At 38.9% G+C, this 12,899-nt stretch carries 10 protein-coding genes; 4 read left to right on the forward strand and 6 right to left on the reverse strand.

The features are described from left to right. The first annotated feature begins 44 nt into the window (after nt 1-44). The 4 genes from AOR04_RS19540 (at nt 45) to AOR04_RS19555 (ending at nt 4,101) form a co-directional block, all read left to right on the forward strand. Nucleotides 45-1,022, forward strand: a complete 978-nt coding sequence (locus tag AOR04_RS19540) for a TRAP transporter substrate-binding protein (RefSeq protein ID WP_096794403.1) — start codon at nt 45-47, stop codon at nt 1,020-1,022. Nucleotides 1,023-1,082: 60 nt separating this feature from the next. Beyond that, entirely contained in the window at nt 1,083-1,520 is a 438-nt protein-coding gene (locus AOR04_RS19545; RefSeq protein ID WP_232525572.1) for a TRAP transporter small permease, read from the forward strand. Further along, entirely contained in the window at nt 1,520-2,821 is a 1,302-nt protein-coding gene (locus AOR04_RS19550; protein WP_007377231.1) for a TRAP transporter large permease, read from the forward strand. The genes AOR04_RS19545 and AOR04_RS19550 overlap by 1 nt, the downstream gene beginning before the upstream one ends. A gap of 263 nt (nt 2,822-3,084) precedes the next feature. Next, on the forward strand, nt 3,085-4,101 hold the full coding sequence (locus AOR04_RS19555) for a LacI family DNA-binding transcriptional regulator (RefSeq protein WP_007377232.1): 1,017 nt from the start codon (nt 3,085-3,087) through the stop codon (nt 4,099-4,101). 169 nt (nt 4,102-4,270) lie between these two features. On the opposite strand, the gene AOR04_RS19560 is transcribed toward AOR04_RS19555, so the two are convergent. The 6 genes from AOR04_RS19560 to eda form a co-directional block, all read right to left on the reverse strand. Beyond that, the gene (locus AOR04_RS19560; protein ID WP_157770570.1) at nt 4,271-5,002 is read right to left on the reverse strand and encodes an alpha/beta hydrolase; all 732 of its coding nucleotides are present in this window, start codon (nt 5,000-5,002) and stop codon (nt 4,271-4,273) included. A 221-nt stretch (nt 5,003-5,223) separates the two neighbouring features. Then, entirely contained in the window at nt 5,224-6,909 is a 1,686-nt protein-coding gene (locus AOR04_RS19565) for a glycoside hydrolase family 43 protein (protein ID WP_096794405.1), read from the reverse strand. A gap of 9 nt (nt 6,910-6,918) precedes the next feature. Continuing rightward, nucleotides 6,919-8,112 (reverse strand): glycoside hydrolase family 88/105 protein, encoded by a 1,194-nt coding sequence (locus AOR04_RS19570; protein WP_096794406.1) that lies wholly within the window; start codon nt 8,110-8,112, stop codon nt 6,919-6,921. A gap of 29 nt (nt 8,113-8,141) precedes the next feature. Next, a complete protein-coding gene (locus AOR04_RS19575; RefSeq protein ID WP_096794407.1) occupies nt 8,142-10,694 on the reverse strand; it encodes a glycoside hydrolase family 88 protein in 2,553 nt (850 codons plus the stop codon). Nucleotides 10,695-10,751: 57 nt separating this feature from the next. Then, nucleotides 10,752-12,197 (reverse strand): glucuronate isomerase, encoded by a 1,446-nt coding sequence (gene uxaC / locus AOR04_RS19580; RefSeq protein ID WP_188085296.1) that lies wholly within the window; start codon nt 12,195-12,197, stop codon nt 10,752-10,754. Between the two features lie 64 nt (nt 12,198-12,261). Further along, complete coding sequence (gene eda / locus AOR04_RS19585; protein WP_007377238.1) at nt 12,262-12,891, reverse strand: bifunctional 4-hydroxy-2-oxoglutarate aldolase/2-dehydro-3-deoxy-phosphogluconate aldolase; 630 nt, start codon at nt 12,889-12,891, stop codon at nt 12,262-12,264. Nucleotides 12,892-12,899 lie beyond the last annotated feature (8 nt).

Consider the following 12,899-nt stretch of genomic DNA (forward strand, 5'->3'; position numbering starts at 1 on the left):
GTACAATCGCTTATTCACACACACTGATAAGAAGAAATATAATAATGCATAAGAATCTTCTCAATGTCGTTTTTTTGGTTTTATCGATCGGGCTACTCACCAGTTGTAGCGATGATAAAAAAACCATACGTTTAACATTAGCGCATACACTTGATACTCGTCATGTGGTTCACAAGGCGATGGAATTTATGGCAACGCGGCTAGATTACTATTCAAAGGGGAGTATGGAGATAGTAATTTACCCAGGTGGCCAACTTGGTTCTGAGCGAGAATTAATTGAACTATTGCAAATAGGCAGCCTTGCTATAACCAAAGTATCAGCCAGTCCTCTTGAAGGGTTTGTACCTGAAATGAAAGTATTTGGTATCCCTTACTTATTCAGAGATAGTGAACATTTTTGGCGAGTACTTAATAGCGAAACAGGCCAAAATCTGCTCGATAAGGTTGCAACTGCAAAACTTAAAGGGCTGGGTTATTACGATGCGGGTAGCCGTAGTTTTTATACAACGAATAAACCAATCAACACACCTGATGACTTAGTGGGTGAAAAAATAAGAGTACTGAATAGTCCAACTGCGGTTGCCACTGTTCAAGCCCTTGGTGGTGCAGCTGCGCCTATTGCATGGGGTGAACTCTATGCAGCTCTGCAACAAGGTGTTGTTGATGGTGCAGAGAATAACCCACCTAGTTATTACTTATCTCGCCATTATGAAATAGCAAAATATTATTCATTAGATGAACACACGTTTGTACCTGATGTGATTATAGCCAGCCAAAGTGTGTGGGATTCGTTAAATACCCAGCAGCAGCAATGGCTAAGCCAAGCAATGGCTGATTCAGTAAAGTACCAGCGTTCGTTATGGCAAACCGCTTCTGATGACGCCCTTGCAAAAGTAATTGAAGCGGGTGTTGAAGTAACCTATCCAGATAAAAAAGCATTTCGCGATCAAGTCGTTGAGTTTCATGCGTCTTTTGACAACACTCCTGTTGCAAAAGTAATAACAAAAATTAAAGCAATGTAGTGAGAGATGATGCGTAAATTTAACACACTTTTAAATCACCTAATTGAGCGTATTTTGATTATGGCTATGGTTGCCATTGTTGCGGTGGTTTGCTGGCAGGTTTTTTCGAGATTTATAATGCGTTCGCCAAGTTCATATACCGAAGAATTAGCGCGCTTTTTGCTTATTTGGATTGGCGTATTAGGTGCAGCCTACGCTTATCGAACACGTGCACATTTAGGGCTTGATCTGTTTTATGAAAAAATGAAACCGAGACTAAAGCACAAATGCGCTATTTTTATAGAATTAATAGCGCTAATAACAGCCAGCAGTCTATTAATTTATGGGGGCGCTTTATTGATGCTATTAAGCTTTGATTTGAAGCAAACATCAGCAGCTTTAGGCATTAATATGGGATTTGTTTATTTAGTGTTGCCATTAAGCGGGGTACTTATTGCGATTAATTGCTTAGATAATTTACTTCAATTAGCCGCTACTAGACAGAAGGAGGAGGTGTAATGGATTTTACAGCAATAATTCTCGTCGTTACTTTTTTTGCATTACTACTTATTAATGTCCCTATTTCAATATGCATTGGTTTAGCTACTTTACTCGCCTTATTAATGCATATGGATTTTACGCCGGCGGCGACGACTATCGCCCAACAGCTAGCTGGTGGATTAGATAGTTTTGCTTTACTTGCTATTCCATTTTTTATTCTCTCTGGGCTTATCATGGGCCAAGGAGGGATCGCCAAGCGGTTAATCGAATGTGCGATGGCATTAATAGGGTTTTTACCTGGTGGCTTAGCGTTGGTAAATGTTTTGTCGTGTATGCTATTTGGTGCAATATCAGGTTCTGCTGTAGCTGCAACCTCAGCGATTGGTAGTTTTATGGTACCAGAGATGAAAAAACATGGTTACAGTGAAAACTTTGCGGCTGCTGTCACCGCGACGGCATCCACGACGGGCATGCTAATTCCACCCAGTAATATTTTAATTATTTATGCAATCGCCAGTGGTGGTGTTTCAATTGCGGCATTATTTATAGCAGGCTACCTTCCGGGTATATTAGTTGGACTTGCATTAATGACTGTTTGTGCGGTGTATTCTATTAAAAATAAATACCCTGTAACAGCACGCCTACCGTTGAAAATTGTTATTGAAAAAGTGTTGGCTGCCTTTCCTAGTTTACTGCTTATTTTTATTGTAATAGGCGGTATTATTGGAGGGGTATTTACTGCAACTGAAGCGGGGGCAATCGCGGTAATTTATGCGTTAATATTATCTGTTATTGTTTATAAGGAAATTAGTTTAGCCGCGTTACCTGGAATATTACTAAAAGCATGTGAAACAACCGCGATTGTAATGCTCATCATTGGTGCTTCTTCTGCAATGTCTTGGCTGCTATCGTTTACCCATATTCCGCAAATTGTCAGTGATTTCTTTTTAACACTCAGTGATAACCCAATTATTATATTATTACTCATAAACTTGATTTTAATTCTAGTGGGAGCATTTATCGATATGACTCCTGCGGTGCTTATTTTTACGCCAATATTTTTGCCTGTGGCTGAACAGTTTGGTATGTCGCCTATACAATTTGGTATTATGATTGTATTAAATTTATCCATAGGGTTGGTGTCGCCACCAGTAGGAAGTGTACTTTTTGTAAGTTGTGCAGTGGCTAAAACGTCTCTTCATAAAATTATTAAGCCAATGATCCCATTATATATCGTTATGTTTTTAGTTTTAATGCTGGTTACATACGTACCTGCTGTGAGTGAGTTTTTACCTCGCTTATTTGGTCTTATTGAGTAACATAATCTGAACTTGGGATAATAAACTTGTCTTAAGCCGTAATTTTCACGCTAACAGCGCTGAATCTACTACAATAGGCTATACAAAAAGCGGTTGGTCGAATTTATTTTGCGTAAAAGCCAACCGCTGTTATAACTATTGTCTTACAAAATAATTTATTTTTGGGTTCATTTTTGCCTTGAAAGACTAATCACTGCAATGGTTTCTTTACAGACATCAAGTAGCTGGTAAAATTGAAGATTACCCTTGTTCAGGAACTTATAATGTCAGTAACGATCAATGATGTAGCACGGCTTTCAGGTGTTTCAAAACGTACTGTTTCTCGCGTAATTAACTGCTCACCAGCAGTAGGTGAGGCAACGCGTGAGCGGGTACTGGAAATAATTAAAGAAACAGGCTTTTCACCAGATAAGCAGGCTCGTGGACTCGCATCTAGTCGTTCTTATTTATTAGGGCTAATTTATGATAACCCTGATGCGCTTTATATTGACCAAGTACAACGCGGTGCTTTAAGTGTGTGCGCCGAACTGGGTTATGAGCTAGTTGTTCACCCTGGGTCGTCAAAGCATGAGGACTTTATTGATGATTGCTTACGTTTTATTTCACGCTCAAAATTAGATGGCGTGATTATCCTACCACCAGTATCTGAAAATAAAGCACTTGCGGCGGCTCTTCGTGAAGCACAATGTCCTTATGTACGACTTGCCTCTGTTGATTTAGATGATGCAGACAATATAGTTGTCTCGGATGAGCGTGCAGCCATGCGTGATATGGCAAGCCATTTAGTTGAACTTGGTCATACCGATATTGGTTTTATTTCTGGGCCGCAACATTTTCGTTCATCTACTGAGCGTTTAGCCGGTTTTTTGGCTGAGTTACAGGTTTACAATGTGCAACTACCAGACAGTCGTATTGTGGAAGGGAAAAATAATTACGAAAGTGGCTTAATGTGCGCACAAACACTGTTAGACACGCCTAATAGACCAACAGCTATTGTAGCTAATAATGATGAAATGGCCGCAGCGGCATTACGAGTTGCAAGTAACTTAAATATCAAAGTACCCGATGAGCTTTCAGTTGCAGGATTTGATGATAATATTTTAGCGTCGCGCATTATTCCTTCGTTAACGACGATTCGTCGACCTGTTTATAATATGGCATGTTTAGCAGTACAAAAGTTAATAAATAAGTCACGTGCAACAAAAGAAAAGTTACCACTTCAAAAAACGGTTACGCCCACTTTAGTTAAGCGAGAGTCGACAGGGCAATGTAGCGAATAATACCAAACGGCATAAATACTTAAACAATTTAATGAATTAAATCACTCTATAACGTTGTTAAAAATTTTTATTTAGAACAATTAGATATAAAATTTTTTGCCTAGTTATAGTGCAATTTTCTTATCGTTAAATAGACCCCATATATAAGCCGGTTGGTATAAAATACCCGTTATAGCTGTTTTTTTAAAAATAACGTCATTGCTTTTATTGTGTCTGTTTGCCACGGTTGGAATAGCCAAAAACAATGAGGAGCATCCTTAAATTGATAAACTTCAGTGGTTATACCCAGAAAGTTTAACTTTTGGATGGCTTTTTCTCTGCCTGCATAAAAACGCTTAGCACTACTATTGATAAATAAGGTCGCGGGTGAGCTTGCGTTAATATAGTTAATTGGTGACGCATTATGCCAACGCTGGGGGTTATCTTCATATCGCGAACCGAGCCAAGCACTCGCAGATGTTATTTTTTTACTTGGGTCATTTTCATAGCGTAGGGCTATAGGTGTTGTAAAATCGCTCAATCCATCAATATTTATTAATACGTTAGCTTTTATAAGTGGGTTATTAGTTTCTTTTAATTGCCCTTGACTGTAGGCCAGTAAGGCCGCCATTTGCCCTCCTGCAGAGCTGCCAATTAGCGCTAGTTTTGATGTATCTATATTATATTGTGCTTTATGAGTTGTAAGCCAATTCAGCGCAGTGGCTAAATCATTAATTGCAGCAGGATATTGCGCCTCTGTTGATAATCTATATGCAGGCACTGCAACCACAAACCCTTGTGCTGCAATAGAAAATGCTAATGTTTTTAATAGTTCAGGTGTTCCTGATTGCCAGCCCCCACCATGAATCATGACAACAAGTGGTAAGGAAGCGGTTGAATTTTTGGGGCGATAAATAGACATTGCTAATACATGGTCGGTAACTTTTTTATAAACAACATCCTGATAGGACAAGATTTCGCGGGGTATTGTTTGTGAGGGTAACTGTATTTGTGGGTAATCCTTTATTAATTTTTTATACCTATTTTGCAACGTGTACTCTTTTCCATATGCGGATGATATTATAAAAAAGCTACCTAGAATGAGTATAATACAATAAATTAATCTGTTGCTATTACGCATTTTTAATTTTGCTCTATTGGTGTGAAACGAAAATAATCAACATCTATAAATTGCGTTGCGTTTGGCTTAGATGCAACATGAAATAAACCCACTTTTGCTCCTACCCAGCGTCCTTTTGTAGCACTAAAATGTTCACCAATAATTCGAAAAGGATCTGTGCTATTAGTGCGATAACTAAAAATAGCATCGCCAGTGGGTTGCATTGTCATACGTAACTCAACATTATTACCAGAGAAAGGTTGAGGTTCTTTTAAGTGTTCATTACAGCCTTTACGTGCATTTATACATTGTGCGTAAACCAGTTGATTAGTTTGCGTTTCTTTATCATAAGTAATACCGATCCATGCATAGTTCTCACCAAATAAAACAAGTCCTGCTTGGCCTTTTAATGGCAATTTAGGTAACGTAAGTTTAGTGGTTAGAGTAAAGGTATTTGTGGGTAATTTTTGTAGTAATAGAGAAGGTGTTAACCACAAGCTGTCATTGCTTTCGGCTATTTTTTTCTGCTGATATAAGCGCAAAACACCAAGCTTTTTAGTTAGCGAATACCAACGTACATCAGAATTTGCATTCCATTGCCATTGTAGAGCCAGTTGTTCAGCAGTAAAATCATCACTTGCTTTAAGTGATTTAATCGTCACTGTATCGCTATGCACTGGTTTTTTATAGCGTAAAACAGGCTCACCTATTTCATCACCGTCTTCGTCTTTGCCGATGATAGGCCAATCATTTTTCCACTGCATTGGTTGTAAATGTACGATACGGCCATACGCTTTTTTTGACTGAAAGTGGATAAACCAATCTTCATCAAAGTCAGTATGTATCCAAGCACCCTGATGCGGGCCATTAATAATAGAATTACCTTGATTCATAACTATTTTAGCTTGGTAAGGACCGGCTATATTTTTACTACGAAACACCGATTGCCAACCTAAATCAACGCCACCTGCTGGGGCAAATATATAATAATAGCCATTACGCTTATAAAATTTGGGTCCTTCAATCGTCCTATATCCAGGGAAATTTTTGCCATCAATGATATGAGTAAATAGGCTGCTTACCGATGATGCATCGCTTGTCATTTCCCTCAAACTTAAAACATTATTAAAGCCTGCTCTACTCTTTGCCCAAGCATGTAATAAGTAACTTTTACCGTTATCATCCCACAGAGGTGTTGGATCGATGAGTCCTTTTCCTGATAAAATTAAGCGCGGTTTGCTCCATTTTTTTGCTGGATTGGCTGTCGTGGTAACATAAATACCAAAATCAGGATCTGGGTAAAATATCCAAAACAAGTTATTGTGATAACGTATATTTGGTGCCCAAACACCATTACCATGTTGCACTTTTTGGTAATGCGTTACGGGGATCTGTTCTGTTAGTGCGTAATTAATTAAAGACCAATTAACTAAATCGGTTGAATGAAGTATTGGCAATCCTGGGGCTGAATTAAAGCTAGACGCGGTCATGTAGTAGTGGCCATTGACAGCAACAACATCAGGATCGGAATAATCGGCGTGTAATATAGGATTTGTATAATCGTCGGTATTTAAACTAACGCGGTTAATACCAGTATTATCTGTTACATAGGCCGCGTCTGGTGGGGCAATTGATTTGGCTGAAAATGAAAAAGTAACGAGGTAATATACAAAAAATTTTAACAGTATTATTATATTTATTGGTCGCATTATTAGGCCTTAACGCATCAAAGCAAGGCTAGCTAAAATAAATGGCCCTACGCCTTTAGGATCATTGGCTCGAATATCCTCACTTATATAATACCCAAAGCTACCATCGCGATAGGGTGTACCACCAAGGCCTGCTACGGCACATGTCTGAGTAAAAGAAATACGTTGGTTCGTTGCATCGACTAAAATAAATTGTTTAATTAAACCGTTGTAGCTTCGCTGTGCATGTAACAAGTAGTCCGCAGGAAGGTAGCCGTTCATAACACCTTGAGCCATAGCATAAGTCAACATAGCGCTGCCTGATGATTCTAGGTAGTTGCCTTTAATACTTGCTTTATCAGTTACTTGAAACCAGGTGCCAGAACTATCTTGGTAAATAAGAGCGGCATCAATTAGCGCCTTAAAGCGTGTGTTTAGCCACATTTTTTTATTGTAATTGTTCGGGAGTTGGTCAAGTACGTCGACCATTGCCATGGCATACCAACCAATAGAACGAGACCAATGATTAGGCGATTGTCCTGTTTTAGGATTTGCCCATGCCTGTTGTTTAGATTCATCCCACCCATGTACAGGTAGTTTAGTATCACTGCGATAAAGGTATTTTTCTATTAATTCAAACTGTTTGATTACATCGTCGAATTGCGTTTCGCTGCCATAGCGGCGTATATATTGTGCATAAAAGGGCGCACCCATATAAAGCCCATCGAGCCACATTTGGGAGGTATAACGCTTTTTATGCCAAAACCCACCTTCTTTAGTACGAGGATGATGTTCTAGCTGCTTGTAAAGAGTATCGATTGCTAAGCGATATTTATTGTTTTTAGTCTCATCATACATAAAAAACAATAATTTACCGGCGTTGAGCATATCAATATTATACTTACTCTGTTGATAGCTTTTAATGGTGCCATCTTCATTAATTAAGCTATCAACATACTCACGTATATAATCAAAGTAGCGTTTGTCTTTTGTATTTTGATAAAGTCGAGAGAATGCGAGTAGCTCAAGGCCGTGTGTGTAATCCCAACGTGGCGCTTTGCGCCAATCGAGGGTATACGCCTGTGGGTTGCGCTGCATCTCTGATTCAGCCATTCTGATAGACCATAAATTTTCATTTGGTAATGGCTCGGCTTTCAAAGTAAAAACACAACAAAAAATACAGATAAGCACTGAAAATACAGCTGAACTAAATGGTAAATGCATAGTAACGCAACCTTATTTTGAAGAATGACTTACTTTACTGAGTTATCTATACCTAGTAGCTTAACCATTTCGATACCAGCCAAAATGTATGGTGCAACACCTTTGGCATCGTTACGGCTAATAGGTTCGCTCATGTAATAGTCATAGCTTCCATCACGACCAAAACCTAACCCTGCTACGTAGCATTGATTTAGCATAGAAACAGTTCCATCTTTATGAACAAGGGTAAATTCACTGAGTAAACCTTTATAAGCTGATTTTACTAAAGCAGTATATTCTTTAGCTAAGTAGCCTTTATTGATTGCTTTGGCATAAAAGTAAATAAACATTGCTGTGGCTGACGACTCGCGGTAATTACCGCGCTGCGCAGGTTTGTTAAGTATTTGCCACCATGTTCCGGTGTTTTGATCTTGAACACTTTTAAGGCTAACGGCAATCTCACCAATCATTGTGACTAAAAAATCACGCTGCTCGATATTTTCTGTCGGAATATAATCCAGTACATCAACAACAGCCATGGCTAACCAGCCCATGCCGCGAGCCCAAAATTCTTGCGACAATCCTGTGTTTTTATCAGCCCAACTTTGTGCTTTTAGCTCATCCCATGCATGGTAGTAAAGCCCTGTATTTGAGTCGCGTAAAAATTCGCGAGTAAGTTTAAATTCGTTGACTACTTCATTAAGCGTTTCTTGCTGTTTATGACCAAGCTCGAATTTTTTTGCATAATGAGCTAAAAATGGCATACCCATGTAAACACCATCTAACCATACTTGACCTTGGTATTTCTTTTTATGCCAAAAAGCACCAGCAGAGGTGCGTGGTTGATCGTGCAATTGTTCTCTAAGTGTTTCAATAGCTACACGGTATTTAGCCTCACCTGTACGCTCATATAAGCTAATTAAGTTTTGGCCAGGGGGGATGTTATCAATATTGAAGTTACTTTTTTTATACGCATAAATTTTACCTTGATCAGAAATGAAGCTCGCGGTTACTTTTTCAATGACTTCGCTGTACTGTTTTTTTCCGGTCAATAGAGCTAACTGATTATATGCGTAAGGCTGAATACCAATGATATCGTATTCAAATTTTGGTAAGCGTTTACGGTTTACATCCCAGCCCATATAGTGATAACCAAGTACTTTATGAGAAAGCTCGGTGTCAGCTAATGCCTGTGTCCACTTTAAAGCACTTTTTGCATCAAGTGGTGCTTTGAATTGAGCTGCTGATAAACGCGTTTTAATTCGCAAACGTGGTTTTTGTGTTAATTTTTCGGCTTCCTTGTTTAAATAATCAATAAAAGCATCTTTACTATTTATGCCGCTTTCTGGTTGCCACACTGAAGCAAAATAGTAATTAACACGTTGCTGAGATTTATCCCCTTTAGGCTCAAGTATCGCGAGATAGTTGTTTTTATCTTCGGTTACTTTTTTTAGATCGCCTTTTTTGAAAAAAATAGCCATACCAAGTGGTGATTTATCTAAGCTTTGTTTACCCCAACTAGCAATATAGCTATAGCCATAGTTACTTAAGTTGTTTAAATCACCTTGTATGAACACAGTATTTTCATGTTTAACAATGCCTGTAGCCATATTCGGTAATTCTTTACTTAGCTTTAGTGCTACATTTGCTAGGCGTGAACCTGCATGCATACTAATATCAGCAACAAGATTTTGTTGATTATATGAGCTTTCCCAGTCGTTATAATCTAGCTGTACACTCGCGCGTAAATCGCCATTTTCGACAATGCGTGCTGTCCGTGTTTTTACATTGGCGACGTGCTCAAGCTGGTTTTTTGTATTCATTACACCAAAGCCGCCTGCACCGAGAGAGCTTCCTACTTTAAGGATATCCATCCCCCAACGTGCTTTGTGATGATAAGATTCATATCCATCTAAGCCAACTTGGTGTAACACGGGTTCTGGTGTTAATTTACCGAAAATATCAAAGCCATTTCGCCAATCTAAATAAAAGCGATAGCCTACTTTGTCTGATTCAATACCGGGTCCTTCATAGCGTATCCAATTTGAATGGTCCGTATAGTAATCTGGCGGTGTAAGTGATTTAACATTTTCAAAATGACCTCCAACGTATTCTTTTTTACCTGTATTTATTTGGTGTTTAGGGGGGCGACTATGCGGGTGCCATTGCCCAGCAACTTTATGGGCAAGATCTGCCTGTACTCGTTTTACTTTATCGACAGGTTTAACACTAACAGGTGTATTTTCAATAGTAATACTGACAGGTGTGCTGTTATTTAAATCAACAACAAAGTAAAGTCCGTCAACAGTGCCATCGTAGTCAATATCAACTGCTTGACTTGGAAGTTCCACATCAGCACTGAAAACGCTGAGTGCTTCTTTTGATGTGAGGCCTAAGTCGTAGTAGCTCACGTAGATAGGCTCATCAGGACGTGCAAAATCAGAGGGGTTACTGATTTCTATTTGTGCTAAAGGGGGCGCTTTTTTAAGTGTTGGTAATGCTGCAATGCTTTCTTTTTGCTGGCAAGCCGATAGAAACAAACTTGCAAAAATAATAGCACCGGATGTGAGTGCAAACTGTTTTAAAGGGGCGTTTATTGTCATAATCTTCTCCCAATAATAACAGCCAAGCAAAAAGTACTTGGCTGTTAATTAAATAAGCTAATCTAATTTATATGCTTTTTTAACTAACCCATAGGTTAATTGATAAGCTAACGTGTGAGCTGTTTCTTCATTAATTTGATGATTTGTTACCAGCTCGGCTAAATATCGGCAATCTACTCTGCGTGCTACATCATGACGTGCAGGAATTGATAAAAATGCTCGCGTATCATCATTAAAGCCCACCGTGTTATAAAATCCAGCAGTTTCAGTTGCTTGCTGACGAAATCTTAACATACCTGCGGGGCTATCATGGAACCACCATGCTGGGCCTAGTTTTAAACTAGGGTAGTGGCCTGCGAGGGGCGCAAGTTCACGACTGTAAGTTGTTTCATCAAGGGTAAATAGAATAATCTTTAGATTTGGGTTATTTCCGTATTTACTTAACAGCGGTTTAAGTGCATTAACATACTCGGTTTGACTTGGTATATCCGCGCCTTTATCTCGGCCAAATTGATTGAATATTGGTAAGTTATGATTTCGGTGTGCCCCCGGATGAATTTGCATCACTAGGCCATCTTTTATACTCATTCCAGCCAGTTCAGTTAGCATTTGGGCGCGAAAAAGCTCTTGTTCTTGTTCTGTTGCTTGGCCTGTACGGCATTTTTCAAAAAGGGCTTCACATTCATTTAAACTTAAATCAGCAGTTAGTGCACTAGGGTGACCATGATCAGTTGCTGTTGCTCTGCCTTCTTGTTTAAAGTAATCACGGCGAGTTTGAATTGCACTTAGATAACCTTGCCATGTAGCAGTATTTTGGCTGGTTAGTTCACCTAGTTTTTTTATATTTTCAATAAAGTCTTCTCGGCTTGCATCAACAACATCATCTGGTCTAAACGAGGTAATAACACGTTTTTCCATCGATGTACCAGCAATCGCTTTATGGTGCGCGAGTGTATCCAAAGCACCTTCAGTTGTTGCAATTAGTTCAATGTTGAATCTGTCCATCAGTGCTTGTGGCTTAAATGCTTTTGTTGCTAAGGCCGCCGTTATTTTTTCATAGTAGTCTTGTGCATTTACAGAGCAAAGTTTTTCTGTAAAGTTAAATACATCACTAAATACCGCATCTAACCAGTAACCACTTGGTGTGCCAGCAAATAGGTGATAATTGTCAGCAAAAATTTGCCACGCTTTTTTTGGATCCGCATTTCTCGAGCGTTCCATATCACCTTCAAGGCCATGCTCGGGGATCCCTAGCGTGGTAAGGTCAATACCTTGGCTGTACAGCATTCTAAATACATAGTGATCAGGTTTAATAAAGAGTTCAGTTGCGTTGCCAAAGTTCTTATTTTCGTTAAACCAACTTGGATCCGTATGCCCATGTGGGCTAATAATTGGTAAATCCTTTATTTTTTCATACAGTTGGCGTGCAATCTTAATAACGCTTGGATCACTTGAGAAAAGGCGGTCCGGGTGTAATTTTAATTGTTCAATATTCTTCGTCATGGAAATTCCTGCATTCATTTCTTTTACCTATTTAGCCACCGGTGGCAAATTTTATAAACTTAAATTATTTAGCTTCGAGTACGTGTGAACATGCCTGTGTAATAAGTTGCCACTGTTTATTTATCACCCATTGAGGATTGGCTACCCATGTACCACCTACGGCAAAAACATTACTCAGAGCTAAATATTCTTGATAATTATCTTGATTTATTCCACCTGTTGGACAAAAGCGAACATCTTTAAATACGCTCGATACTGCTTTTAAAAAAGGCTGGCCTCCAGCAAGAGAAGCGGGGAATAATTTTTGTTCATTAAAACCAAACTCTGTTGCAAGTAATATGTCAGAAGTATTTGATACACCAGGTAAGCATGGAACTTCACAGCTAGAAAGCGCATCCAGTAATTTAGAAGAGACGGCAGGAGTAACAATATAATCAGCACCTGCGTTAAGTGCCTTATCCAAAATATGTGTACTCGTCACCGTTCCTGCACCAACAATAAGGTTTGGTATTGCGTGTTTTATAGCTTTTAAAGCATTAATCGATTGCTCTGTTCTTAATACAACTTCAACAAGATGAATCCCTGATTCGTACATTGCGTTTGCTATATCAATACCTTGTTGTTCATCATTAGCTTGAATGATTGGTAAAATAGGTTGTGATGCCATTAATGCGGAAAACGGTTTATTGCTCATTCATTTAC

The sequence above is a fragment of the Pseudoalteromonas sp. 1_2015MBL_MicDiv genome (genome assembly GCF_002407505.1).
GTDB lineage: Bacteria > Pseudomonadota > Gammaproteobacteria > Enterobacterales > Alteromonadaceae > Pseudoalteromonas > Pseudoalteromonas fuliginea.